This is a genomic window from Streptomyces sp. NPDC048106, from assembly GCF_040706415.1.
In the GTDB taxonomy this organism is placed as follows: Bacteria; Actinomycetota; Actinomycetes; order Streptomycetales; family Streptomycetaceae; genus Streptomyces.
Map to the genome: position 1 here is coordinate 242,322 of NZ_JBEZND010000004.1, position 25,354 is coordinate 267,675.

Consider the following 25,354-nt stretch of genomic DNA (forward strand, 5'->3'; position numbering starts at 1 on the left):
GGGGGGTCGTACGGTGGATGGCATGCGGCCCGTTTCCCACATCGAACGCACGGTGGCGCCCATCGAGGTCGTCAGCCCCTACCAGCCCAGCGGCGACCAGCCGACGGCCATCGCCGACCTGGCCAAGCGCATCAAGGCCGGGGAGAAGGACGTCGTCCTGCTGGGCGCGACCGGCACCGGCAAGTCGGCCACCACCGCGTGGATGATCGAGAAGCTCCAGCGCCCCACCCTCGTGATGGCGCCGAACAAGACCCTGGCCGCCCAGCTGGCCAACGAGTTCCGCGAGCTCCTGCCGAACAACGCGGTCGAATACTTCGTCTCGTACTACGACTACTACCAGCCCGAGGCCTACGTCCCCCAGTCGGACACCTACATCGAGAAGGACTCCTCGATCAACGAGGAGGTCGAGCGCCTGCGCCACTCGGCGACCAACTCGCTGCTCACCCGCCGTGACGTCGTCGTGGTCGCCTCGGTGTCCTGCATCTACGGCCTGGGCACCCCGCAGGAGTACGTGGACCGCATGGTCCCCCTCAGAGTCGGCGACGAGATCGACCGGGACGACCTGCTGCGCCGCTTCGTCGACATCCAGTACACGCGCAACGACATGGCCTTCACGCGCGGCACCTTCCGTGTCCGCGGCGACACCATCGAGATCTTCCCGGTCTACGAGGAGCTGGCCGTCCGCATCGAGATGTTCGGTGACGAGATCGAGGCGCTGTCGACACTCCACCCGCTCACCGGCGAGATCATCAGCGACGACCAGCAGCTGTACGTCTTCCCGGCCTCCCACTACGTCGCCGGCCCCGAGCGCATGGAGCGGGCCGTCAACGACATCGAGAAGGAACTGGTCGAGCGCCTGGCCGAGCTGGAGAAGCAGGGCAAGCTGCTGGAGGCCCAGCGGCTGCGGATGCGCACCACCTACGACATCGAGATGCTCCGCCAGATCGGCACCTGCTCCGGCGTGGAGAACTACTCGATGCACTTCGACGGCCGCTCGCCCGGCTCCCCGCCCAACACCCTGCTCGACTACTTCCCGGACGACTTCCTGCTCGTCATCGACGAGTCCCACGTCACCGTCCCGCAGATCGGCGCGATGTACGAGGGCGACGCATCCCGCAAGCGCACCCTCGTGGAGCACGGCTTCCGCCTGCCCTCCGCCCTGGACAACCGGCCCCTGAAGTGGGAGGAGTTCCAGGAGCGCATCGGGCAGACCGTCTACCTGTCGGCCACCCCCGGCGCCTACGAGCTGTCGCGGTCCGACGGCGTAGTCGAGCAGATCATCCGCCCGACCGGCCTGGTCGACCCCGAGGTCGTGGTCAAGCCCACCGAGGGCCAGATCGACGACCTGGTGCACGAGATCCGCAAGCGCACCGACAAGGACGAGCGCGTCCTGGTCACCACGCTCACCAAGAAGATGGCCGAGGACCTCACCGACTACTTCCTGGAACTGGGCATCCAGGTGCGTTATCTGCACAGCGACGTCGACACCCTGCGCCGGGTGGAGCTGCTGCGCGAACTGCGCGCCGGTGAATACGACGTCCTGGTCGGCATCAACCTGCTGCGTGAGGGCCTCGACCTGCCCGAGGTCTCCCTGGTGGCGATCCTCGACGCCGACAAGGAGGGCTTCCTGCGCTCCGGCACCTCGCTGATCCAGACCATCGGCCGCGCGGCGCGCAATGTCTCCGGCCAGGTCCACATGTACGCCGACAAGATCACCCCGGCGATGGAGCGGGCCATCGAGGAGACCAACCGCCGCCGGGAGAAGCAGGTCGCCTACAACAAGGCCAACGGCATCGACCCGCAGCCGCTGCGCAAGAAGATCAACGACATCGTCGCCCAGATCGCCCGCGAGGAGGTCGACACCGAGCAGCTCCTCGGCAGCGGCTATCGCAAGTCGAAGGACGGCAAGGGCGCCAAGGCCCCGGTGCCGGCGCTCGGCGAGAAGGCGGCCAAGGGCGCCAAGGCCGGCAAGGCGGCCAAGTCCGCCAAGGGCAAGGCCGCGGCCACGGTGCCCACGGACCGTCCGGCGGCCGAGCTCGCCGAGCAGATCGAGGAGATGACCGAGCGCATGCGCGCCGCCGCAGCGGAGCTGCAGTTCGAGATCGCCGCCCGGCTGCGCGACGAGGTCTCCGAGATGAAGAAGGAACTGCGCCAGATGCGGGAGGCGGGCCTCTCCTGATGCCGCACATGCCGCCGGACCTCGGCGTATGCGCCGAGTGTTGCAACACCGACACAAAGCGCGGGCCGGGGTTCGGCGGCGTCGGCGCCCCTGCGTAGGGTTCTGATCAGCCGCGCGGTTTGTGGCAACAAGGGACCATCGAGAGGGGAATCGGCGTGTCCGTCAACTTGACCAAGGGTCAGGCCATCAGCCTGGAGAAGAACGACGGGGGCACCCTCACCGCGGTCCGCATGGGGCTGGGCTGGCAGGCGGCGAAGCGCCGCGGTCTGTTCGGCTCGCGCACCAAGGAGATCGACCTGGACGCGTCCGCCGTGCTCTTCGCCGAGAAGCAGCCGGTCGACGTCGTCTTCTTCCGGCACCTGGTGAGCGACGACGGATCGGTGCGCCACACCGGCGACAACCTGGTGGGCGGCGTCGGCCAGGGCGGCGACGACGAGGCGATCCTCGTGGACCTCCAGCGCGTCCCGGTCCACATCGACCAGATCGTCTTCACCGTGAACTCCTTCACGGGCCAGACCTTCCAGGAAGTGGAGAACGCGTTCTGCCGCCTGGTGGACGAGACCAACGGCCAGGAACTCGCCCGCTACACCCTGGCCGGCGGCGGCGAGGCCACCGCCCAGATCATGGCCAAGGTGCACCGGGTGGGCTCGGGCTGGACCATGACCGCCCTCGGCACCTCCGCCAACGGGCGCACCTTCCAGGACCTGATGCCGGCGATCCTGCCGCACCTGTAGACCCCGCCGGCGGGCCGGGCGGACGACAACACGACACGGGGGGCGACGAGGATGACGGCCGAGCTGGTGCGGGGGCAGAACCACCCGCTGTCCCAGGTCCGGCTGGAGATCCGGATCTCCTCCGGGGCCGCGGTCCTGGTCGGCGCCACGCTCGGCGACGAGAACGGCACGGTGCACGGCCCCCAGTGGGTCGCCCACCCCGGAGCCCCCGTGCTGCCCGGCGTCGAGGTCTCCCTGCGGGCCTCCGCTGAGCATCGTCTGGCCGTCGACCTGGCCGCCGTGCCCGACGCCGTCCACCGCGTCGACATCTTCCTCGCCCTGCCCGCCGGAACCACCGGCCCGCTCCGTTTCGGCGCCGTCCCCGCCCCGCACACCGCGGTGCACGGGCCCGACGGCACCGAAGTCGCCCGCTACACCGTCACGGGGCTGGACACCGAGGCAGCCGTGGTCGCCCTGGAGCTGTACCGCAGACAGGGCACCTGGAGGATACGGGCGACGGGCCAGGGGTACGCCGGCGGTCTCCCTGCCCTCCTCGCCGACCACGGCCTGCCCGAGGCCGACACGCTCGCCGCGGTCATCCACGGAACGACGACCCCCGGCCCCGGCCCCACGGCCTCGTACGACCACGACACGCACCGCGCGAACGGCGCGGCCCGGAACCCCGATGACGACCGGACCGCCGGGGACGCGCCCGCCCCCGGCGGTCCGGTCGACTACATCCATCCCCGCCGCCGGCGCACCTCGCCGCCCCCGCCCCCGCTCGCGCCCGCGGCCTCTCAGGCCGCCGACGCACAGCCCGCCCCGCCGGTCGCGGGCGACGCCGTGGGCTGGTCGATGGAGGAGCGGCTGTACAACCAGGTCTGGGGCATGTTCGAGGACCTGGCGCGCACCACGGCCGCGTACCGCAGCGCCGTGGACTTCGCCGACACCCGCATGGAGAAGGAACTCGACCAGGCCCTCGCCGACCCGCGGACCCGGCTCGGCGGCGGGAGCGCGGCCGCGCGCGAGACGGCTCGGGCCCGCCGGGACCAGCTGGCCGACCAGGCGCGCGCCGCCCTCGACCGCGATCTGGCCCAGCTCACCGCGGAGTCCGAGGTGGTCGAGCCCGCGCTCCCGCCCGCCTACGCCCACTGGGACAACCCCGTCTGGCACGGCTACCGGGTGCCCGCCGAGCCGCCCATGGCGCTGCGGCTCGGCGACCTGCACCTGCCCGAGAGCCTGCCGTTGCGCATCCCGCTGCTGGTCAGACTGCCGCTGGAACGCGGTCTGTGGATCGACAGCGGTGCCAGGTCCACGCCCGAGGGTTCCTTCATGGGCTCGGCCGCGCCACGGCAGCGGGCCACGGAGGTGGCGGTGACGCTCGCGGCGCGGCTGCTCGCCGTGCACCCGGCGGGGGAGTTCGCCGTGCGGGTCATCGACCCGGCCGGTGCGGGGGCCCGCGCGCTGTGGCCGCTGATCGGCGCCGGAGTGCTGGCGGCGCCGCCCGCCGCCGGGGCGACGGGCGTCACGGAGGTGCTGGAGGGGCTCACCCGGCGGGTCGATCTGGTGCAGATGGCGGTGCGAGGCGGCGCGGCCGGGGCGCTGCCGGACGATGTGGACACCGCACAGCAACTGCTGATCGTCAACGACTTCCCCGACGGCTTCGACGACCGGGCCATCACGCGGCTGCGCTACCTGGCGGACGAGGGCCCCGCCGTCGGCGTTCATCTCCTGCTGGTGGCGGACCGTGCGGACGCCGCCGCCTACGGCCCCCTGCTGGACCCCCTGTGGCGCTCGCTGATGAGACTCACCCCCGTCCCCGACGAGCACTTCGCCGACCCCTGGGTGGGCCATGCCTGGACATACGAGCCGGGGCTGGTGCCGGTCGGCAGCGGGATCGTGGAACGGGTGCTCGGCGAGGTGACCACCGCCCGTGCCAAGCTTAAGTAAAGTGCCCTGATCAGCTATTTTGAATCTTTCTTTGCTTTTCTCTTTACCAATGCTTGGCGATTGGGGTACTGTCTTCCGTGCGGAGGGGAGTACTCCCTGACTGCGGCGCACCCGTCAGTACGGACCGGCTCCGGTCCCGGGGCGTCGGCCCCCGCGCGGGTGGAAGAGACCTCCGGCAGTGACAACGCATATGTGCTTGCCATTCCTTGATGCCGGAGGTTGCCGTGGAAGTCACCATGACCCTGTGGGTCCTGACCGTCGTGGGTCTGGCCGTCCTGATCGGGATCGACTTCCTCATCGGGCGCAAGCCCCATGAGGTGTCGATCAAGGAAGCCGGTGTCTGGACCGGCATCTGGATCGTCCTGGCCGGCCTCTTCGGGGTCGGCCTCCTCGTCCTCGGCGGTGGCCGGCCGGCCGGTGAGTTCTTCGCGGGCTACATCACCGAGAAGTCGCTGAGCGTCGACAACCTCTTCGTCTTCGTGCTGATCATGACGAAGTTCGCGGTTCCCGCCCTTTACCAACGGCGCGTTCTGCTCGTCGGCGTCCTCATAGCCCTGGTGCTGCGAGCGGTGTTCATCGCCGCCGGAGCCGCGATCGTCACCAGCTTCGCCTGGGTGTTCTACCTCTTCGGCGCCTTCCTGATATGGACCGCCTGGAAGCTCATCCAGGAGGCCCGCGCCGACAGCCAGGACGAGGAGGAGTTCGAGGAGAACCGGCTGCTGAAGGCCGCGGAACGCAGGTTCGGCGTGGCCGACCGGTACCACGGCACCCAACTGTGGATCCGGCGGAACGGCAAGCGGATCATGACGCCGATGCTGGTCGTGATGCTCGCCATCGGCACCACGGACATCCTGTTCGCCCTGGACTCGATCCCCGCGATCTTCGGCCTGACCCAGGACCCGTACATCGTCTTCACCGCCAACGCCTTCGCGCTGATGGGCCTGCGCCAGCTGTACTTCCTCATCGGCGGCCTGCTGAAGAAGCTGGTCCACCTCTCGTACGGCCTCTCGGTCATCCTCGGCTTCATCGGCGTGAAGCTGGTGCTGCACGCGCTGCACGAGTCGGGCGTCCCGGCGCCCGAGATCAGCATCCCCGTCTCGCTCGGCGTGATCTGCGCGGTCCTGGTCGTCACCACGCTCACCAGCCTCATGGCCACCAGGAAGCAGGCGGCCGTGACAGCAGTCGCCGACAGCGAGGCGGAAGGCGCCGAGAGGGAATCCGCGGACGCCTGACCCCCACGGCCTCGCGAAAGGGCACTGCTCGCGGCGGACGACCGGAGGAACCGAACGGCGGAACTGAACGGAGGGACCGAACGGAGGGACCGAGGGGACGGAAGCATCCGGAACGGACAGAATGCGAACCATGTGGCTCTCTGCGACGATCGCGGCATGATCACTTGGCTGCGATCGCTCGCCCGGCGATGGACGATCCCCGTGCCGGTGATCGCGGTCGTCCTGCTGGTCCTCACCTGGCACCGGCACATGCCCGGCGCGGTCATCGCCCTGGTGATCGTGGTGCTCGCCGGGTCCGTCCTCGCAGCGGTGCACCATGCCGAGGTGGTCGCCCACCGCATCGGCGAACCCTTCGGCTCCCTGGTGCTGGCCATCGCCGTCACGGTCATCGAGGTGGCGCTGATCGTCACACTGATGGCCGACGGCGGTGACAAGAGCGCCACCCTGGCCAGGGACACCGTCTTCGCCGCCGTGATGATCACCTGCAACGGCATCGTCGGCATCTGCCTGCTCGTCGCCTCACTGCGCCACGGCACCGCGGTCTTCAACCCCGAGGGCTCCGGCGCGGCGCTCGCGACGGTGGCGACCCTGGCCACGCTGAGCCTGGTGCTGCCGACCTTCACCACCACCAAGCCGGGGCCGCAGTTCTCCACACTCCAGCTGACGTTCGCCGCGCTGTCCTCGCTGATCCTCTACGGCCTGTTCGTGACCACCCAGACGGTGCGGCACCGGGACTACTTCCTGCCCATCACCCGGCAGGGCGAGGTCATCACCAGGGAGGAGCACGCCAGCCCCCCGTCCAAGCGCACCGCCCTGATCAGCCTCGGCATGCTCGGTCTGGCGCTGATCGGCGTGGTCGGCCTGGCCAAGGGCGTGTCACCCGCCATCGAGGCGGGCGTGGCGGCGGCAGGCCTGCGCCAGGCCGTCGTCGGTGTGATCATCGCCCTGCTCGTGCTGCTTCCCGAGACCATCGCCGCGTTGCGCGCCGCGCGCCGGGACCGTGTGCAGACCAGCCTCAACCTCGCGCTCGGCTCGGCGATGGCCAGCATCGGACTGACCATCCCGGCCGTGGCGCTCGCCTCCCTCTGGCTGCCGGGGCCGCTCGTCCTCGGTCTGGACCCCGTCCATATGCTGATGCTCGCGCTGACGGTGGTGGTCGCCTCCCTGACCGTGGTGCCGGGTCGGGCCACCCCCTTGCAGGGCGGGGTCCACCTGGTGCTGTTCGCGGCCTACCTGGAGCTGGCGATCAGCCCCTGACTCCGCTGGTGGCCGGCTCCACCGCGACCACCGGCGCCGGGCGTGTCTCCGGCAGCAGCGCGAAACACCCCAGGCTGAGCAGCGCCATGCCGGTCAGATAGCCGCCCACGCCCCACGGGACGCGCCCGCCGCCCTGCGCGAGCGCCGTGGCCACGATCGGGGTGAGCGCGCCGCCGAGCACCCCGCCGAGGTTGTAGCCCACCGCGGCGCCCGTGCAGCGCACCCGAGCCTCGAACAGCTCCGGCAGATACGCGGAGATCACCGCGAACATGGTGACGAAGGCGAGCAGCGCGCCCAGCATCCCGAGGAAAATCAGCACCGGCTCGCCGGTCGCCAGCAGCGAGACCATGGGCAGCATCCACAGCGCGCAGGCCGCGCATCCGGCCATGCACAGCGGCCGGCGCCCGTAGCGGTCGCCGAGCAGCGCCGCCGCGGGGATGAGCGGGGCCTGCACGCCCACCGCGGCCATGACGCAGGTCAGCATGACGGTACGGCTCACCCCGAGCCGTTCCGTCGCATACGACAGCGACCAGGTCGTCACCGCGTAGAACACCGCGTACCCGACGGCCAGCGCGCCCGCCGTGAGCAGCACCAGCCGCCCGTGATGCCGTACGACCTCCATGAAGGGCACGCGCGCGTGGTCGTCGATCTCCAGGAACCGGGGGCTCTCGGCGAGCGACGAACGCAGCCACAGCCCCGCCAGCGCGGGCACGGCGGATGCCCAGAACGGCACCCGCCAACCCCACTGCGCGAACTGCTCGTCGGTCAGCCCGGCGGACAGCGCCAGCATCACCCCGTTGGCGAGCACGAAGCCGATCGCGGGCCCCACCTGCGGAAAGCTCGACCACAGGGCGCGCCGTCCGGCGGGCGCGTGCTCGACCGTGAGCAGCACGGCCCCGCCCCACTCGCCGCCGACTCCGAGTCCCTGCAGAAACCGCAGCATCAGGAGCAGCACGGGCGCGGCCACGCCGATCGACGCGTACGAGGGCACGCAGCCCACCGCGACCGTCGAGGCGCCGGTGAGCAGCAGCGAGGCGACGAGCACCGGCCGCCGCCCGCGCCGGTCCCCGAGGTGGCCGAACAGCACCGAGCCCAGCGGTCTGGCCACGAAACCCACGCCGAACGTCGCGAACGCCGCCAGCGTTCCCGCGACCGGCGAGAAGGAAGGGAAGAACAGCGGCCCCAGGACCAGCGCCGCCGCGGTCCCGTAGGCGAAGAAGTCGTAGAACTCGATCGCGGTACCGGCGAGGGAGGCGGCGGCGAGGCGAGGCAGGGAGACGGTGGTGACAGGGCGTACGTCGTGCATGGTGCGTCAACTACCCACCGTGATCACGGGTTACGGGGGCGTGCGGAGGTGACCACGTGACCGGAGCGCGCGCCCGGGGTGAGCGGGGCACGGCGCCGGGGCGCACGCCGGGGCCGTGATAGACCGGGGGCGAGCGGCGGTCGCGGACGCACCGCCCTGAACGACCGGAGGAACCGTGCCCAGCACCCTGGCCAACGCCCCGATCATGATCCTCAACGGGCCCAACCTGAACCTGCTGGGCCAGCGCCAGCCGGAGATCTACGGCACGGAGACACTCGCCGACGTCGAGGCGTTGTGTGCGAAGACGGCGGCCGCGCACGGTGGCGCGATCGACTTCCGGCAGTCCAACCACGAGGGCGCGCTGGTCGACTGGATCCACGAGGCGCGGCTGAACCACTGCGGGATCGTCATCAATCCCGGTGCCTACTCACACACTTCGGTGGCGATCCTGGACGCGCTCAACACCTGCGACGGCATGCCCGTTCTGGAGGTGCACATCTCCAACATCCACCAGCGCGAGACGTTCCGGCACCACTCGTACGTCTCCCTGCGCGCGGATGGCGTGATCGCCGGCTGCGGGGTGCAGGGCTACGCGTTCGGCGTCGAGCGCGTAGCGGCGCTGCTGGGCGCCGCGCGGGCCGACGCGTAGCCCCGCGGGGCGGCAGGCCTGCGGGCGGCCCCGCAGACGGCTCGCCTCAGCGCTGTACCACCGAACAGCACCGGCATCGACCGTCACGTTCCGTCCGGAGGCGCGCGGCGAAGGTCGTACGCCGGGCGCACGGAATGCCCCTGTAGGCGGCCGGGTTCACCACCCGCGTGCGTGCCACTCCGGCAGGTGCGGCCGCTCCGCGCCGAGCGTGGTGTCGTCGCCGTGCCCCGGATAGACCCAGGTCTCGTCCGGCAGGACGTCGAAGATCTTCGTCTCCACGTCGTGGATCAGGCTGGCGAACGCCTTGGGATCCTTGCGCGTGTTGCCGACGCCGCCCGGGAAAAGGCAGTCACCGGTGAAGACGTGCGGATGGCCGTGCGGGTCGTCGTAGACCAGCGCGATGGAACCCGGCGTGTGCCCGACGAGATGGCGCGCGGTGAGTTCCACCTGCCCCACCCGGATGACGTCCCCGTCGTCCACCAGCACGTCGGTGGGCACCGGGATACCGGGCGCGTCCTCGCGGCCGGCGTGCGTGCGCGCGCCCGTCGCGGCCACGACCTCGGCGAGCGCCTGCCAGTGGTCGCCGTGCTGGTGGGTGGTGACGACGGACGCGATGCCGTCGTCACCGATCATTCCCAGGAGCGTCCGCGGTTCGTTCGCGGCGTCGATCAGGAGCTGCTCGTCGGTGGCCCGGCAGCGCAGCAGATAGGCGTTGTTGTCCATCGGCCCGACCGCGATCTTGGTGATCATCAGGTCCTTGAGCTCATGCACATCCGCCGGCCCGCCGACCTTGACCTCGCCCGTGTACGTCATGGTGATCAGCCTATCGCCGGGCGGGGCCCGGCGGGCTGTCCTGGCGTACCGCGTGATGCCCTACAACGGCGGAAGCTTCGGCAGCGCGCCGCCGTCCGTGGTCAGGCCGGAGCCGTCGCGGCGGCCGGCGAGCCAGCCCAGCAGGTCCGCCGGGGTGCCCGAGACGGTGACCTCGGGCTCGTCCGCGGACCGTCCCGTGCTCCACGTGTGCGTGCCGTCCGTGACGCGGGTCGCGGGCACGCCGGGGTTCCCGGAGAAGCGCAGGGTCAGGAATTCGGTCTCCCGCTCCAGGAACTCGGCCGGGAGGTCCTCCAGGTCGTACCCGGTGCCGAGGTCCACATGGTGCAGCTCCACCTCGGCCCACCGGCGGAACGGCACCTGGGCCGCATCGTCGGTGACCCCGTTGCGCAGCTCGACCGTGCGCGTCCAGTCCGCGGGCGCGTCCCCCACAGCCCGGAACCGGTCCGTGCTCTCGCGCAGATCGGCGAGCTGGGTCTCCAGGGGGCGCGCGGCGCCGTCCTCGATGTCGGCGTCCCGCGCCTCGGCGCTCGCGTACATGGGACGGCCCTCGAGGACGTTCACGAGCGCGTCCGCGTTGCGGGCGAGGTGGGCGAGGACATGGCCGCGGCTCCAGCCGGGAAGCCGTGACGGCTCGGCGAGTGAGGCGTTGTCCAGTTGTGCGACCGCGTTGAGCAGCTTTTCGGTCGCGTCACGTACACATGCCAGGTCATGGGCGTGATCAGTCATGGGCCCGACCCTAGCGGCGCCACACGTTCGGGTGAAGCTGGTGAAGCTCGGCCGTAAATCGAATGCACGTGCTATATGGTCGAAGGCGGCGTCGGGCATGCTGGAAGGCCGGGGATTGTTATCCAACCGGGCAATCCGACCGGCGTTGTCAGTGGCTCCCCCTAGTCTGATGAAGGACGGGGGCCCCGCCCCTGTCACTTCTCCCAAGAAAGGTGCGGACCGGCGTGGCCGACCGTCTCATCGTCCGTGGCGCGCGCGAGCACAACCTGAAGAATGTCTCGCTCGACCTGCCTCGTGACTCGCTCATCGTCTTCACGGGCCTGTCCGGGTCGGGCAAGTCCTCCCTGGCCTTCGACACGATCTTCGCCGAGGGCCAGCGGCGCTACGTGGAATCGCTCTCCTCGTACGCCCGGCAGTTCCTCGGCCAGATGGACAAGCCGGACGTCGACTTCATCGAGGGACTGTCCCCGGCGGTCTCCATCGACCAGAAGTCGACCTCGCGCAACCCCCGCTCGACCGTCGGCACCATCACCGAGGTCTACGACTACCTGCGCCTGCTCTTCGCGCGCATCGGCAAGCCGCACTGTCCCGAGTGCGGCCGCCCGATCTCGCGCCAGTCGCCGCAGGCCATCGTGGACAAGGTGCTGGAGCTGCCGGAGGGCAGCCGCTTCCAGGTGCTGTCGCCGCTGGTGCGCGAGCGCAAGGGCGAGTTCGTCGATCTCTTCTCCGACCTGCAGACCAAGGGCTACTCCCGCGCGCGGGTGGACGGCAAGACCGTCCAGCTGTCCGAGCCGCCGACCCTGAAGAAGCAGGAGAAGCACACCATCGAGGTGGTCGTGGACCGCCTCACGGTGAAGGACTCCGCCAAGCGCCGCCTCACCGACTCCGTCGAGACCGCCCTCGGCCTGTCCGGCGGCATGGTCGTGCTCGACTTCGTGGACCTCCCCGAGGACGACCCCGAGCGCGAGCGCATGTACTCGGAGCATCTGTACTGCCCGTACGACGACCTGTCCTTCGAGGAGCTGGAGCCGCGCTCCTTCTCCTTCAACTCGCCCTTCGGCGCGTGTCCCGAGTGCACCGGCATCGGCACCCGCATGGAGGTCGATCCCGAGCTGATCGTCCCGGACCCCGACAAGTCGCTGGACGAGGGCGCCATCCACCCCTGGTCGCACGGACACACCAAGGACTACTTCGGCCGCCTGGTCGGCGCCCTCGCGGACGCCCTCGGCTTCCGCACGGACATCCCGTTCGCGGGCCTGCCGCAGCGCGCCAAGAAGGCCCTGCTCCACGGCCACAAGACCCAGATCGAGGTGCGCTACCGCAACCGGTACGGCCGCGAGCGCGTCTACACCACGCCGTTCGAGGGCGCGGTGCCCTTCGTCAAGCGGCGGCACAGCGAGGCCGAGAGCGACGCCAGCCGCGAGCGCTTCGAGGGCTACATGCGCGAGGTGCCCTGCCCGTCCTGTCAGGGCACCCGCCTCAAGCCGATCGTCCTCGCCGTCACCATCATGGAGAAGTCGATCGCCGAGGTCTCGGCGATGTCCATCAGCGACTGCGCGGAGTTCCTGGGCGAGCTGAAGCTGAGCGCCCGCGACAAGAAGATCGCCGAACGCGTCCTGAAGGAGGTCAACGAGCGACTGCGCTTCCTGGTCGACGTCGGCCTGGACTACCTCTCCCTCAACCGCGCGGCCGGCACCCTCTCCGGCGGCGAGGCCCAGCGCATCCGCCTGGCCACCCAGATCGGCTCCGGCCTGGTCGGCGTTCTGTACGTGCTGGACGAGCCGTCCATCGGCCTGCACCAGCGCGACAACCACCGGCTGATCGAGACCCTGGTCCGGCTGCGCGACATGGGCAACACGCTCATCGTCGTGGAGCACGACGAGGACACCATCAAGGTCGCCGACTGGGTGGTGGACATCGGCCCCGGCGCCGGTGAGCACGGCGGCAAGGTGGTGCACAGCGGCTCCTTGAAGGAACTGCTCGCCAACGCCGAGTCGCAGACCGGTGCCTACCTCTCCGGGCGTAAGGCCATCCCGGTCCCGGACATCCGGCGGCCCCGCGACCCGTCCCGCCAGCTCACCGTGCACGGCGCCCGCGAGAACAACCTCCAGGACATCGACGTGTCCTTCCCGCTGGGCGTGTTCACGGCCGTCACAGGCGTCTCCGGATCCGGCAAGTCCACCCTGGTCAACGACATCCTCTACACCCACCTGGCACGCGAGCTGAACGGCGCGCGGACCGTCCCCGGCCGCCACACGCGCGTGGCGGGCGACGACCAGGTGGACAAGGTGGTCCACGTCGACCAGTCGCCGATCGGCCGCACCCCGCGGTCCAACCCGGCGACCTACACCGGCGTCTTCGACCACGTCCGGCGCCTGTTCGCCGAGACCACCGAGGCCAAGGTCCGCGGCTACCTGCCCGGTCGCTTCTCCTTCAACGTCAAGGGCGGCCGCTGCGAGAACTGCGCGGGCGACGGCACCATCAAGATCGAGATGAACTTCCTCCCGGACGTCTACGTCCCGTGCGAGGTCTGCCACGGCGCCCGGTACAACCGGGAGACCCTGGAGGTCCACTACAAGGGCAAGTCCATCGCCGAGGTGCTGAACATGCCGATCGAGGAGGCCATGCACTTCTTCGAGGCGGTGCCGGCGATCTCCCGCCACCTGAAGACGCTGCACGACGTCGGCCTCGGCTACGTCCGCCTCGGCCAGTCCGCCACCACCCTCTCCGGCGGTGAGGCCCAGCGCGTCAAGCTCGCCAGCGAACTGCAGAAGCGCTCCACCGGACGCACGGTCTACGTCCTGGACGAGCCGACCACCGGTCTGCACTTCGAGGACATCAGCAAGCTCCTGAAGGTGCTCGGCGGCCTGGTCGACAAGGGCAACACGGTCATCGTCATCGAGCACAACCTCGACGTGATCAAGACCGCCGACTGGCTCGTGGACATGGGCCCGGAGGGCGGCGCCGGCGGTGGCCTGGTGGTCGCCGAGGGCACGCCCGAGGAGGTCGCCGGGGTTTCGACCAGCCACACCGGCAAGTTCCTGCGCGAGATCCTCGGCGCCGACCGCATCAGCGACGCGGAGACCGTGAAGGCGCCCCGCGCCACCAGGAAGACGGCCGCGGCACGGACGACGGCGAAGAAGACAGTGACGGCCAAGGCCAACGACACGGCGACCAAGAAGGCCGCCGCGGCCACGAAGAAGACGGCCACGAAGAAGGCGACGCCCGCGAAGAAGACGACGCGGTCCGGCAAAGCCTGACATCGAGTTAAAAAAGCGGCGCCCCGCGGGAACTCCCCGCGGGGCGCCGCTCGTTCCACCATCAGCCGCACGGATCGGCGGCCGCTCCTTGACAAGAGCAGAGAGAAATCGGACGGCTCACAGGTCACCCAGCTCGTCCGCGTACGGCGGCTCCGCCCCCGCCCGTGAACAGGTGATCGCCGCCGCCCGCGCCGCGAAGCGCAGCAGCCGCTCCCAGCCCTTCGTCCCAAGGGAGGCCAGTCCCTCCGGCGACAGCGCGTCCAGGGCGGACAGTCCGTGCAGCAGCGCCGCGTTCACCGTGTCACCGGCGCCGATGGTGTCCACGACGTCGACCTTCTCACCAGGCACGGAGTACTCCCCGCCGCCTGGGGTGTACACGGTCAGACCCTCGCCGCCCCGGGTCACCACCACGGCCGACGGCCCCTCGGCCAGCCACTCGCGCGGCGTCCCGCCCAGCCACGCCGCGTCCTCCGCGGACACCTTCAGCAGCGTCACCGACGGCAGCCAGCTCGCGAAACGCGCCCGGTAGGCGTCCGCGTCCGGGATCAGCGCCGCCCGGATGTTCGGGTCGAGCGCGGTGAACAGCCCCTGCCCGGCCGCCCTGCGCAGCAGCTCCTCATAGGCGCTCGCCCCCGGTTCCAGGACGAGCGAAAGGGTGCCGAAGGACACCGCGCGGGTGCCCGCGGGGAGCGAGGCGGGTGCGGTGAAGAGACGGTCGGCGGTGCCCTCGACATGGAAGGAGTAGGAGGCCGAGCCGCCGCCGTCGATCGTGGCCACCGCGAGGGTCGTCGGCTCCGGCCCGCGCTGCACGCCCGACACCTCGACCCCGGCCCGCCGCAGCCCGTCGAGCAGCGCCTCGCCGAAGGCGTCGTAGGACGTCCGTGAGCAGAAGGCCGTGGGGGAGTCGAGCCGGCCGAGGGCCAGGGCGGTGTTGTACGGGCCGCCGCCGGGCGCCGGCTTCAGGGCCGCGAGGGCGCCGGGGCCCTGCGGTACCAGGTCGATCAGTGCCTCACCGGCGACGACGATCACGAGGCGGTTCCCTTCTCGGACAGGGGCTCGGGCGGGGCCCCTCTCCGCCCGTCCGGTGGAAGGGAGTCTTCCGGCCGGGAAGGTACCCCATCGGCCGACCTCGCGTAAACGCTCGCACAAGCGCCTACGTGCTCGTTCCCGCGGCACCGGATGCCCTTTCCCGCACCCTGTCGTCCCCCCCCGTCGCGCGCACCGCACCCCGCCCCCGGACCGGGCTTTCTGCCCCGGTATCGTCGCCCTGTACACCCCTTGACCAGTGGAGTTCGAGATGCCTGCGCGACCTTCCGCGAGCCGTCGTACCGTCCTTCGAGGGGCCGCCGTGGTCCCGGTCGCCGGGCTCGGCCTGGCCGCGTGCTCGGCACCGGGGGGCAGCGCCGCCGCCGAGCCGACCGCGCCGGTGGACCTCGGTGCCGAGAGCGAGGTCGCAGAGGGCGGCGCCAAGCTCTACAAGGACCACAACGTGGTGGTCAGCCGGGACAAGAGCGGCACGCTGAAGGCGTACAGCACGGTCTGTACGCACGCCGGGTGCGCCATCAACAAGCTCCGGGGCACGACCCTGATCTGCCCCTGCCACGGCAGCGAGTTCGACGCCGTGAGCGGCAAGGTCGTCCAGGCACCGGCCACCGAGCCGCTGACGGAGCTGTCGGTGAAGACGGAGAAGGGCAGGATCGTCGCGGGCCCGGCCGCCTGATCCAAGGGGCCCGCGCGGCCCGGTTTCACCGGTCGGGCCGGCTGGTGGGCGGGTGCCGCGTCGCTCACTGGGGCCAGTCCCAGGCGATCCCCACGACGCCCGGCCGGATACGCGGCTCGACGACATGCGCGCAGTGGTGCGGGCCGGTGACGGAGAGTTCCTGCCGGGCACTGCGCGGGGCCGCCGGGGAGTGCTGGGTGAAGCGCCGGCAGCGCACGGGCAGTGCGGTCGCGTCGAAACGCACTTGGAGCGCGTACTGGCCGCCGGGCGCGTCGAAGTGGTGCAGGTACTCGTGGGCGGCCTGGGCCGTGCCGTCCTCGACGGCGTACCGGAAGAGGAAGGTGTCGCCGGCGCGCAGCCGCGTGTCGAAGAGCAGTTCGGCCACCACTACCCCGGTGTCCTCGTCCCGGCGGACGCGGCCGGTGCGGCAGTTCTCCAGGGCCCGAACCCTCATCTTGTGCGGGGCGCAGCCGGGGTCGCCCTGGTGGACGGCCAGGAAGCCGTCGACGCCGTCGCGGTGGGCGCGCACGATGTGATGGGCCTCGCGGACCGCCAGCTCGCGCCGGGCACCGATCCGGACGCACTCATGGTGACCCAGGGTGTGCAGACCGCTGTCGGCCGGACCGCCCAGCTCGGCCCGGATCCGGTCCAGCACGGCCGAGGCCTCGACCAGGGAGCGGTACGAGCGGCCCGCGGGGGAGTCGTCCTCCCCGCGCTGGTCGGACTCGGCGAGCAGCCGGATCAGGGACTCGTCCGGCAGCTGGAGGATCTCCTCCAGGGCGCGGACGGCGCGCAGCGACTCCGGGCGCTGGGGGCGGCGGGCGCCCTGCTGCCAGTAACTCAGGCTGGTCACACCGACTTTGACCCCGTGGCGCGAGAGATGGTGCTGGACGCGCTGGAGCGGCAGGCCGCGCGCGGCGATCGCGGCGCGCAGCGCCACGTGGAAGGGACCGCCCCGCAGGGCCGTGTCCAGTTCCTCCCCGGTGGGGAGGTCCGCGTGCTCTAGGGCATGCCGCATGCCGAGGGCCTTTCTGTAAGTCTCATTACGGCTGGTCAGACCGTCTGCGCGGGTGTGGGCCGCCCCGTGGCGTCGTGGAGGCCTGTGGCGGCGCGTGCCGCGCCCTTTTCCCGCGCGTGCCGGCCCCGAGTTCCCCCGCATTGAAGCGTGTTGACCAGAACCCGACAACACCTTGAGGCCGTCCGCCCCGTACGACTGGCCGGACCGCGCCCCTCGCCGACCGGCCGGTACCGGCGGGCCGGACCCCCACCGGTCCGGGCGGGCGCCGTTCGATCAGCCGCGTGGCCGGGGTTATCTACAGGCCCGACGCGGTGTCGGTGCTCGCCAGTAGGGTGTGAGACATGGCCGATCCCTCCAGCTACCGCCCCAGGCCGGGTGAGATCCCGGACACTCCCGGGGTGTACAGATTCCGTGACGAGCACCGCCGGGTGATCTACGTCGGAAAGGCGAAAAGCCTGCGCCAGCGCCTGGCGAACTACTTCCAGGACCTGGCGAACCTGCACCCGCGCACCCGGACGATGGTGACCACCGCCGCGTCTGTGGAGTGGACCGTGGTGTCCACGGAGGTCGAGGCGCTGCAGCTGGAGTACTCCTGGATCAAGGAGTTCGACCCCCGGTTCAACGTCAAGTACCGCGACGACAAGAGCTACCCCTACCTCGCGGTGACCATGAACGAGGAGTTCCCGCGCGTCCAGGTGATGCGCGGTCACAAGAAGAAGGGCGTGCGGTACTTCGGGCCGTACGGACACGCGTGGGCCATCCGGGACACCGTCGATCTGCTGCTGCGGGTCTTCCCGGTGCGCACCTGCTCGGCGGGCGTGTTCAAGAACGCCGCCCGCACCGGCCGCCCCTGCCTGCTCGGCTACATCGGCAAGTGCTCCGCCCCCTGCGTCGGCCGGATCAGCCCCGAGGACCACCGGGACCTGGCCGACGAGTTCTGCGACTTCATGGCCGGCCGCACCGGCACCTACCTCCGCCGCCTGGAGAAGCAGATGATGGAGGCGGCCGAGGAGATGGAGTACGAGCGGGCCGCCCGGCTGCGCGACGACATAGGGGCCCTGAAGAAGGCCATGGAGAAGAGCGCGGTCGTGCTCGCCGACGCGACCGACGCCGACCTCATCGCCGTCGCCGAGGACGAGCTGGAGGCGGCCGTGCAGATCTTCCACGTGCGTGGCGGCCGGGTGCGCGGCCAGCGCGGCTGGGTGACCGACAAGGTCGAGGAGATCACCACCGGCGCCCTGGTCGAGCACGCCCTGCAGCAGCTGTACGGCGAGGAGACCGGGGACGCCGTACCCAAGGAGGTGCTGGTCCCGGCGCTGCCCGAGCCCGTGGAGCCGGTCCAGGAATGGCTGACCGGCCGCCGCCGGTCGAACGTGTCGTTGCGCATCCCGCAGCGCGGCGACAAGAAGGCGCTCATGGAGACCGTGCAGCGCAACGCCCAGCAGGCGCTCGCCCTGCACAAGACAAAGCGCGCCTCCGACCTCACCACCCGCTCGCGCGCTCTGGAGGAGATCGCCGACGCCCTCGACCTGGACAGCGCCCCGCTGCGCATCGAGTGCTACGACATCTCGCACCTCCAGGGGGACGACGTGGTCGCCTCCATGGTCGTCTTCGAGGACGGCCTGCAGCGCAAGAGCGAGTACCGCCGCTTCCAGATCAAGGGCTTCGCCGGCCAGGACGACGTGCGCTCCATGCACGAGGTGATCACCCGCCGCTTCAAGAGGTACCTCGCGGAGAAGGAGCGGACCGGCGAGTGGGCCGACGGCGAGGAGCCGGGCACCGACGGCGGAGCCGTGCCCCCGCCCACCACCGACCCGGAATCCGGCGGCTCCCTCACGGGCCCGGAATCCGGCGCCACCGCCGACCCGGAATCCGGCTCCCTCGCGGTCACGGAACCCGGCTCCCCCACCAGCCCGGAATCCGGGCTCCTGGCCGCCGCCGCAACCGACTCCCTCGGCACCACCCTCGCCGCCCCCGTCAACGGCTCCCTCAAGGACGACGACGGTCGTCCCCGGAAGTTCGCCTACCCGCCCCAGCTGGTCGTGGTCGACGGCGGTCAGCCGCAGGTCGCGGCGGCCCGGCGGGCGCTGGACGAGCTGGGCATCGACGACATCGCGGTGTGCGGCCTGGCCAAGCGGCTCGAAGAGGTCTGGCTGCCAGGGGAGGACGACCCCGTGGTGCTGCCCCGCACCAGCGAGGGCCTGTATCTGCTCCAGCGCGTCCGGGACGAGGCGCACCGGTTCGCGATCACCTACCAGCGCACCAAGCGCGCCAAGCGCTTCCGAGCCGGCCCCCTGGACGACGTCCCCGGCCTCGGCGAGACCAGGAAACAGGCGCTCATCAAGCATTTCGGCTCGGTGAAGCGGCTGCGGTCCGCCACAATCGAACAGATCCAGGAAGTGCCCGGGATAGGCCGGAAGACGGCCGAGACCATCGCCGTGGCCCTCGCCCAGGCGGCCCCGGCCGCACCCGCCGTGAACACGGCGACCGGAGAGATCATGGAAGACGAGGAACCCGAGACGACGGCGGGCTCCTCGGGGGAGCCCGTGACCGCGGGCCCCCCGGACGAACGACGGGGGCAGGAGACATGACCGAGCACGAGGCAGAGCCCACACAGCGCCGAGATCAGGCGCACGGCGACCCGGGCGAGGACACCGCCGCCCGGCAGCCCACCGGCCAGGAAACCAGCCAGGAGACCGGCCAGGCCACGGGCGACGACAACGGAGCACAGGTGAGCACGGGCAGCGAGACCTCCGGGGTCCCCGAAGCGGCGATCCCCGAGCTGGTGATCATCTCCGGCATGTCCGGAGCGGGCCGCTCGACGGCCGCGAAGTGCCTGGAGGACCTCGGCTGGTTCGTCGTGGACAACCTGCCGCCCGCGCTCATCCCCACCATGGTGGAACTGGGCGCCCGCTCCCAGGGGAACGTGGCGCGGATCGCGGTGGTGGTGGACGTCCGCGGCCGGCGCTTCTTCGACAACCTGCGCGAGTCCCTGGCGGACCTGGAGGCCAAACACGTCACCCGGCGGATCGTCTTCCTGGAGTCCTCCGACGAGGCCCTGGTGCGCCGCTTCGAGTCGGTGCGCCGCCCGCACCCCCTGCAGGGCGACGGCCGCATCGTGGACGGCATCGCCGCCGAGCGGGAACTGCTGCGCGAACTGCGCGGCGACGCCGACCTGGTGATCGACACCTCCAGCCTCAACGTGCACGAGCTGCGCGCCAAGATGGACGCCCAGTTCGCCGGCGAGGAGGAGCCCGAGCTGCGGGCCACCGTGATGTCCTTCGGCTTCAAGTACGGCCTCCCCGTCGACGCCGACCTCGTCGCGGACATGCGGTTCCTGCCCAACCCGCACTGGGTCCCGGAGCTGCGCCCCTTCACGGGCCTCAACGAGGAGGTCGCCGCCTACGTCTTCAACCAGCCCGGCGCCAAGGAGTTCCTGGACCGCTACGCCGAGCTGCTGCGCCTCGTCGCGGCCGGCTACCGGCGTGAGGGCAAGCGCTATGTGACCATCGCGATCGGCTGTACCGGGGGCAAGCACCGCTCGGTCGCGATGTCGGAGAAGCTCGCCGCGCGCCTGGCGGCCGAGGGCGTGGAGACGGTGGTCGTACACCGGGACATGGGACGGGAATGACGGAACGTACACGGCGGCTGGGCCGGCTGCGCCGGATGGTGCCGGACGCGCGCTCCGGCCGCTCCGCCGAGGCCCGCGCCGGCCGCCCGGCCGAGGCCCGCGGGGCCCGGCCCCGCCGCCGGGGCGCGCAGCCCAAGGTCGTCGCGCTCGGCGGCGGCATGGGCCTGTCCGCCTCGCTCGCCGCGCTGCGCCGGATCACCGGCGATCTCACCGCCGTCGTCACCGTGGCCGACGACGGCGGCTCCAGCGGACGGCTGCGCGACGAGCTGGGCGTGCTGCCGCCCGGCGATCTGCGCAAGGCGCTGGCCGCGCTGTGCGGGGACGACGACTGGGGCCAGACCTGGTCCCGCGTCATCCAGCACCGCTTCCAGTCCCAGGGCGACCTGCACGACCACGCGGTGGGCAATCTGCTGATCGTCGCCCTGTGGGAGCAGCTCGGCGACCATGTGCAGGCCCTGGACCTGGTCGGCAAACTGCTCGGCGCGCACGGACGGGTGCTGCCCATGTCCGCCGTGCCACTGGAGCTTCAGGCGCTGGTGAAGGGGCATGACCCGGAGCGTCCGGAGGACGTGGACACCGTGCGCGGGCAGGCCACCGTGGCGCTGACGCCGGGCGAGGTGCAGTCCGTGCATCTGGTGCCGAACGACCCGCCGGCCGTCCCGGAGGCCCTCGCCGCGGTCCTGGACGCGGACTGGGTGGTGCTCGGTCCCGGGTCCTGGTTCTCCTCGGTGATCCCGCACCTGCTGGTCCCCGAGTTGCTGGACGCCCTGACCGAGACCAAGGCGCGCAAGGTCCTGTCGCTGAACCTCGCCCCGCAGCCGGGGGAAACCGACGGCTTCTCCCCGCAGCGTCATTTGGAGGTTTTGGGGCGACACGCCCCTAAACTCGCCCTGGACGTGGTGCTGGCCGACGAGGCCGCCGTGCCCGACCGTGACTTGCTCACCGAGGCCGCCAAGCGGCTGGGAGCAGCGGTCGAGCTGGCCCCGGTGGCCCGGACCGACGGAACGCCCCGGCACGACCCGGAGCTGTTGGCCGCCGCGTACGACCGTATTTTTCGGATGCATGGAAGGATCGGCCCATGGCGATGACGGCAGCGGTGAAGGACGAGATCTCCCGGCTCCCCGTCACCCGGACCTGCTGCAGGAAGGCGGAGGTCTCCGCCATTCTGCGGTTCGCCGGCGGCCTGCATCTGGTGAGCGGGCGCATCGTGATCGAGGCGGAGCTGGACACCGCGATGGCGGCCCGCCGGCTCAAGCGGGACATCCTGGAGATCTTCGGCCACAGCTCGGAGCTGATCGTGATGGCGCCCGGCGGACTGCGCCGCGGCTCGCGCTATGTCGTCCGGGTCGTCGCGGGCGGGGACCAGCTCGCCCGGCAGACCGGCCTGGTCGACGGCCGGGGCCGGCCGATCCGGGGGCTGCCCCCGCAGGTGGTCTCCGGGGCCACCTGTGACGCGGAGGCGGCGTGGCGCGGGGCGTTCCTCGCCCATGGCTCGCTGACCGAGCCCGGCCGCTCCTCCTCCCTGGAGGTGACCTGCCCGGGTCCGGAGGCCGCGCTGGCGCTCGTCGGCGCCGCCCGCCGGCTGTCGATCGCCGCCAAGGCCCGCGAGGTGCGCGGGGTGGACCGCGTGGTCGTCCGGGACGGTGACGCGATCGGCGCGCTGCTGACCCGGCTCGGCGCGCACGAGTCGGTGCTGGCCTGGGAGGAGCGCCGGATGCGCCGCGAGGTGCGGGCCACGGCCAACCGGCTCGCCAACTTCGACGACGCGAACCTGCGGCGTTCGGCCCGTGCGGCGGTGGCCGCGGGGGCGCGGGTGCAGCGCGCGCTGGAGATCCTCGGCGAGGAGGTGCCCGAGCACCTCGCGGCGGCCGGGCGGCTGCGCATGGAGCACAAGCAGGCCTCGCTGGAGGAGCTGGGCGCGCTCGCCGACCCGCCGCTGACCAAGGACGCGGTCGCGGGCCGGATCCGCCGGCTGCTGGCCATGGCCGACAAGCGCGCGTCCGATCTGGGCATCCCGGGCACGGAGGCCAATCTGACGGAGGAACTGGCGGACAACCTGGTCGGCTGACCGGTCCCACCGCCAACACGCCGGTGCCGGCCCCCGTCTGAGGGGGGCTCGGCACCGGCATTCGTATGCCCTCGTCCGGCGGGCTCGTCGCGCCTTCGGGCCGGCTCGCCCGAGGCCGTCGGTTCGCGGCTCCAATACCACAGGTGAGCGGAGCCCTCATCAACGGTGCGGAATCGGGGTACTCAACAGGTGAGCCGACCCGCTCACGAACGAGTGACAACGGCGTCAATAAGGGGCGACATTCGATAGCAAAAACGGGTGAATCAACTGCCGATCCGAGACGGTCCGTACCTCTACTGCCAGGTACGAAACGCCTGCCCATGTATGCGCCATCTCAATGTCACCGAGGGGCCCTCAGGGAGGTAGGGTCGGTGGTGGTCGGGGACATCCCAAACAGAGCTCGCCGGCTCGCGTGGTCGGCGTACCAACGAGGAGATCGGTTCGTGACGATCCGCGTAGGCATCAACGGCTTCGGCCGCATCGGCCGTAACTACTTCCGCGCGCTGCTGGAGCAGGGTGCGGACATCGAGGTTGTGGCTGTCAACGACCTGGGTGACACGGCCACCACGGCCCACCTGCTCAAGTACGACACGATCCTGGGTCGCCTCAAGCAGGAGGTCACCCACACCGCCGACACGATCACCGTCGGCGGCCACACCATCAAGGTGCTGTCCGAGCGCAACCCGGCCGACATCCCCTGGGGCGAGCTGGGCGTCGACATCGTCATCGAGTCGACCGGCATCTTCACCAAGCGCGAGGACGCCGCCAAGCACCTGGCCGGCGGCGCCAAGAAGGTCCTCATCTCGGCTCCGGCCAAGGACGAGGACATCACCATCGTGATGGGCGTCAACCAGGACAAGTACGAGTCGGCGAACCACCACGTCATCTCGAACGCGTCCTGCACCACCAACTGTGTGGCCCCGATGGCGAAGGTCCTGGACGAGAACTTCGGCATCGTCAAGGGTCTGATGACCACGGTGCACGCGTACACGAACGACCAGCGCATCCTGGACTTCCCGCACAAGGACCTGCGCCGCGCCCGTGCCGCCGCCGAGAACATCATCCCGACCACCACCGGTGCCGCCAAGGCCACCGCCCTGGTCCTGCCGCAGCTCAAGGGCAAGCTGGACGGCCTCGCCATGCGCGTCCCGGTCCCGACCGGCTCCGTCACCGACCTCGTGGTCGAGCTCAGCCGCGAGGTCACCAAGGAAGAGGTCAACGCCGCCTTCCAGAAGGCCGCCGAGGGCGAGCTCAAGGGCCTCCTCGACTACACCGAGGACCCGATCGTCTCCTCGGACATCGTCAACGCCCCGGCGTCCTGCACCTTCGACTCCTCCCTGACCATGGTCCAGGAGGGCAAGAACGTGAAGGTCATCGGCTGGTACGACAACGAGTGGGGCTACTCCAACCGCCTCGTGGACCTCACGGTCTTCGTCGGCAACCAGCTCTGATCGCCGAAGACCACAGCAGTACGACCGTGACACGAAAGCAGGGCTCGGCCGGCGCACCGCAGCGCCGACCGGGCCCTGTCCCGCGCACGGACCACGTCCTCATACGATCAAGGTGCACCACGAGCCCTCCTCAGGAGTCCACCCCATGAAGACGATCGACGAACTTCTCGCCGACGGCGTAAGCGGCAAGCGGGTCTTCGTCCGCGCCGACCTCAACGTGCCGCTGGCCGACGGGACGATCACCGACGACGGCCGCATCCGCGCCGTGCTGCCCACCGTCAAGGCCCTCGCGGAGGCGGGCGCCAAGGTGATCGTCGCCTCGCACCTGGGCCGCCCCAAGGGCGCCCCGGACCCCGCCTTCTCGCTGCTGCCCGCCGCCGAGCGCCTCGGCGAACTGCTCGGCGCCCCGGTCGCCTTCGCCCAGGACACCGTCGGCCCCGCGGCCCACGACGCCGTCGACGGCCTCCAGCCCGGCCAGGTCGCCGTCATCGAGAACCTGCGTTTCAACCCCGGAGAGACGTCCAAGGACGACGCCGAGCGCGGCGAGTTCGCCGACCGGCTGGTCGCCCTCGCCGATGTCTACGTCGGCGACGGCTTCGGAGCCGTGCACCGGGGGCACGCCTCCGTCTACGACCTCCCGGCCCGGCTGCCGCACTACGCCGGCCACCTCATCGCCACCGAGGTCGGCGTCCTGAAGAGGCTCACCGAGGAGGTCGAGCGCCCCTACGTCGTGGCGCTCGGCGGTTCCAAGGTCTCCGACAAGCTCGCCGTCATCGACCAGCTGCTCGGCAAGGCCGACCGGCTGCTCATCGGCGGCGGGATGCTCTTCACCTTCCTCAAGGCCCGGGGCTACGAGGTCGGCAGCTCCCTCCTCCAGGAGGACCAGATCCCGGCCGTCACCGAGTACATGGAGCGCGCCGAGAAGCTGGGCGTGGAACTGCTGCTCCCCGTCGACGTCCTGGTCTCCGCGGAGTTCCCGGACCTGAAGACCAAGGCGCCGAGCCAGTACGAGACGGTCGACGCGGACAAGATCCCCGCCGGCCGGCTGGGCCTGGACATCGGCCCGAAGACCCGGGCGCTGTACGCCTCGAAGCTCGCCGACGCCAGGACCGTCTTCTGGAACGGTCCCATGGGCGTCTTCGAGCACCCCGACTACGCCGAGGGCACCAGGGCGGTCGCCCAGGCGCTCGTAGACTCGAACGGTTTCACCGTCGTCGGCGGCGGTGACTCCGCCGCGGCCGTGCGCACGCTCGGCTTCGACGAGAACGCGTTCGGCCACATCTCGACCGGCGGCGGCGCCTCCCTCGAATACCTTGAGGGCAAGACGCTTCCCGGTCTCGCCGCACTGGAGGACTGACCC

19 protein-coding genes are annotated in these 25,354 nt (G+C 70.9%); 14 read left to right on the plus strand and 5 right to left on the minus strand.

What is annotated here, in order from left to right; translation table 11 throughout:
- Nucleotides 1-22: 22 nt before the first annotated feature.
- The 5 genes from uvrB to AB0927_RS05830 all read left to right on the plus strand — a co-directional run bounded on the left by uvrB (nt 23) and on the right by AB0927_RS05830 (nt 7,331).
- Complete coding sequence (gene uvrB / locus AB0927_RS05810) at nt 23-2,179, plus strand: excinuclease ABC subunit UvrB (protein ID WP_366666279.1); 2,157 nt, start codon at nt 23-25, stop codon at nt 2,177-2,179.
- 155 nt (nt 2,180-2,334) lie between these two features.
- Nucleotides 2,335-2,913: a TerD family protein gene (locus AB0927_RS05815; RefSeq protein WP_366666280.1), complete on the plus strand. Its 579-nt coding sequence runs from the start codon at nt 2,335-2,337 to the stop codon at nt 2,911-2,913.
- Nucleotides 2,914-2,964: 51 nt separating this feature from the next.
- Entirely contained in the window at nt 2,965-4,842 is a 1,878-nt protein-coding gene (locus AB0927_RS05820; RefSeq protein WP_366666281.1) for a TerD family protein, read from the plus strand.
- Nucleotides 4,843-5,078: 236 nt separating this feature from the next.
- Complete coding sequence (locus AB0927_RS05825; protein WP_366666282.1) at nt 5,079-6,074, plus strand: TerC family protein; 996 nt, start codon at nt 5,079-5,081, stop codon at nt 6,072-6,074.
- Between the two features lie 156 nt (nt 6,075-6,230).
- Nucleotides 6,231-7,331: an ionic transporter y4hA gene (locus AB0927_RS05830; protein ID WP_366666283.1), complete on the plus strand. Its 1,101-nt coding sequence runs from the start codon at nt 6,231-6,233 to the stop codon at nt 7,329-7,331.
- On the opposite strand, the gene AB0927_RS05835 is transcribed toward AB0927_RS05830, so the two are convergent.
- Nucleotides 7,321-8,637, minus strand: a complete 1,317-nt coding sequence (locus AB0927_RS05835; RefSeq protein ID WP_366666284.1) for an MFS transporter — start codon at nt 8,635-8,637, stop codon at nt 7,321-7,323. The genes AB0927_RS05830 and AB0927_RS05835 overlap by 11 nt on opposite strands.
- Before the next feature lie 175 nt (nt 8,638-8,812).
- Between AB0927_RS05835 and aroQ the strand changes: the two genes are divergently transcribed.
- The gene (gene aroQ / locus AB0927_RS05840) at nt 8,813-9,286 is read left to right on the plus strand and encodes a type II 3-dehydroquinate dehydratase (protein ID WP_366666285.1); all 474 of its coding nucleotides are present in this window, start codon (nt 8,813-8,815) and stop codon (nt 9,284-9,286) included.
- A gap of 156 nt (nt 9,287-9,442) precedes the next feature.
- Here the strand turns inward: aroQ and AB0927_RS05845 are convergent, their stop codons facing one another.
- A complete protein-coding gene (locus AB0927_RS05845; RefSeq protein ID WP_366666286.1) occupies nt 9,443-10,099 on the minus strand; it encodes an MBL fold metallo-hydrolase in 657 nt (218 codons plus the stop codon).
- Between the two features lie 60 nt (nt 10,100-10,159).
- The gene (locus tag AB0927_RS05850; RefSeq protein WP_366666287.1) at nt 10,160-10,846 is read right to left on the minus strand and encodes a maleylpyruvate isomerase family mycothiol-dependent enzyme; all 687 of its coding nucleotides are present in this window, start codon (nt 10,844-10,846) and stop codon (nt 10,160-10,162) included.
- A gap of 224 nt (nt 10,847-11,070) precedes the next feature.
- Between AB0927_RS05850 and uvrA the strand changes: the two genes are divergently transcribed.
- Nucleotides 11,071-14,106, plus strand: coding sequence for an excinuclease ABC subunit UvrA (uvrA, locus tag AB0927_RS05855; RefSeq protein WP_366666288.1), 3,036 nt, complete (start codon nt 11,071-11,073; stop codon nt 14,104-14,106).
- Nucleotides 14,107-14,223: 117 nt separating this feature from the next.
- On the opposite strand, the gene AB0927_RS05860 is transcribed toward uvrA, so the two are convergent.
- Nucleotides 14,224-15,135: a carbohydrate kinase gene (locus AB0927_RS05860; RefSeq protein WP_366666289.1), complete on the minus strand. Its 912-nt coding sequence runs from the start codon at nt 15,133-15,135 to the stop codon at nt 14,224-14,226.
- A gap of 268 nt (nt 15,136-15,403) precedes the next feature.
- Between AB0927_RS05860 and AB0927_RS05865 the strand changes: the two genes are divergently transcribed.
- A complete protein-coding gene (locus tag AB0927_RS05865) occupies nt 15,404-15,826 on the plus strand; it encodes a Rieske (2Fe-2S) protein (protein ID WP_366666290.1) in 423 nt (140 codons plus the stop codon).
- 64 nt (nt 15,827-15,890) lie between these two features.
- Here AB0927_RS05865 and AB0927_RS05870 read toward each other — a convergent pair whose 3' ends face one another.
- Nucleotides 15,891-16,844 (minus strand): hypothetical protein, encoded by a 954-nt coding sequence (locus AB0927_RS05870; RefSeq protein WP_366666291.1) that lies wholly within the window; start codon nt 16,842-16,844, stop codon nt 15,891-15,893.
- Nucleotides 16,845-17,185: 341 nt separating this feature from the next.
- On the opposite strand from AB0927_RS05870, the gene uvrC reads away from it, so the two are divergent.
- The 6 genes from uvrC (at nt 17,186) to AB0927_RS05900 (ending at nt 25,351) form a co-directional block, all read left to right on the plus strand.
- Nucleotides 17,186-19,435: an excinuclease ABC subunit UvrC gene (uvrC, locus tag AB0927_RS05875; protein ID WP_366666292.1), complete on the plus strand. Its 2,250-nt coding sequence runs from the start codon at nt 17,186-17,188 to the stop codon at nt 19,433-19,435.
- On the plus strand, nt 19,432-20,475 hold the full coding sequence (rapZ, locus tag AB0927_RS05880) for an RNase adapter RapZ (protein WP_366666293.1): 1,044 nt from the start codon (nt 19,432-19,434) through the stop codon (nt 20,473-20,475). Before uvrC ends, rapZ begins: the two co-directional genes overlap by 4 nt.
- On the plus strand, nt 20,472-21,563 hold the full coding sequence (yvcK, locus tag AB0927_RS05885) for a uridine diphosphate-N-acetylglucosamine-binding protein YvcK (RefSeq protein ID WP_366666294.1): 1,092 nt from the start codon (nt 20,472-20,474) through the stop codon (nt 21,561-21,563). Before rapZ ends, yvcK begins: the two co-directional genes overlap by 4 nt.
- Nucleotides 21,554-22,543 (plus strand): DNA-binding protein WhiA, encoded by a 990-nt coding sequence (gene whiA / locus AB0927_RS05890; protein ID WP_351876810.1) that lies wholly within the window; start codon nt 21,554-21,556, stop codon nt 22,541-22,543. Before yvcK ends, whiA begins: the two co-directional genes overlap by 10 nt.
- A 443-nt stretch (nt 22,544-22,986) precedes the next feature.
- Nucleotides 22,987-23,994: a type I glyceraldehyde-3-phosphate dehydrogenase gene (gene gap / locus AB0927_RS05895; protein ID WP_366666295.1), complete on the plus strand. Its 1,008-nt coding sequence runs from the start codon at nt 22,987-22,989 to the stop codon at nt 23,992-23,994.
- Nucleotides 23,995-24,139: 145 nt separating this feature from the next.
- Nucleotides 24,140-25,351, plus strand: a complete 1,212-nt coding sequence (locus AB0927_RS05900) for a phosphoglycerate kinase (protein ID WP_366666296.1) — start codon at nt 24,140-24,142, stop codon at nt 25,349-25,351.
- Nucleotides 25,352-25,354: the final 3 nt, after the last annotated feature.

Coding starts and splice junctions, on each gene's coding strand:
- rapZ (WP_366666293.1), top strand. CDS start 19,432: ATGACCGAGCACGAGGCAGAGCCCACACAGCGCCGAGATCAGGCGCAC.
- yvcK (WP_366666294.1), top strand. CDS start 20,472: ATGACGGAACGTACACGGCGGCTGGGCCGGCTGCGCCGGATGGTGCCG.
- AB0927_RS05865 (WP_366666290.1), top strand. CDS start 15,404: ATGCCTGCGCGACCTTCCGCGAGCCGTCGTACCGTCCTTCGAGGGGCC.
- AB0927_RS05845 (WP_366666286.1), bottom strand. CDS start 10,099: ATGACGTACACGGGCGAGGTCAAGGTCGGCGGGCCGGCGGATGTGCAT.
- AB0927_RS05850 (WP_366666287.1), bottom strand. CDS start 10,846: ATGACTGATCACGCCCATGACCTGGCATGTGTACGTGACGCGACCGAA.
- AB0927_RS05870 (WP_366666291.1), bottom strand. CDS start 16,844: ATGCGGCATGCCCTAGAGCACGCGGACCTCCCCACCGGGGAGGAACTG.
- AB0927_RS05825 (WP_366666282.1), top strand. CDS start 5,079: ATGACCCTGTGGGTCCTGACCGTCGTGGGTCTGGCCGTCCTGATCGGG.
- uvrC (WP_366666292.1), top strand. CDS start 17,186: ATGGCCGATCCCTCCAGCTACCGCCCCAGGCCGGGTGAGATCCCGGAC.
- AB0927_RS05830 (WP_366666283.1), top strand. CDS start 6,231: ATGATCACTTGGCTGCGATCGCTCGCCCGGCGATGGACGATCCCCGTG.
- AB0927_RS05900 (WP_366666296.1), top strand. CDS start 24,140: ATGAAGACGATCGACGAACTTCTCGCCGACGGCGTAAGCGGCAAGCGG.
- whiA (WP_351876810.1), top strand. CDS start 21,554: ATGGCGATGACGGCAGCGGTGAAGGACGAGATCTCCCGGCTCCCCGTC.
- uvrB (WP_366666279.1), top strand. CDS start 23: ATGCGGCCCGTTTCCCACATCGAACGCACGGTGGCGCCCATCGAGGTC.
- AB0927_RS05835 (WP_366666284.1), bottom strand. CDS start 8,637: ATGCACGACGTACGCCCTGTCACCACCGTCTCCCTGCCTCGCCTCGCC.
- AB0927_RS05820 (WP_366666281.1), top strand. CDS start 2,965: ATGACGGCCGAGCTGGTGCGGGGGCAGAACCACCCGCTGTCCCAGGTC.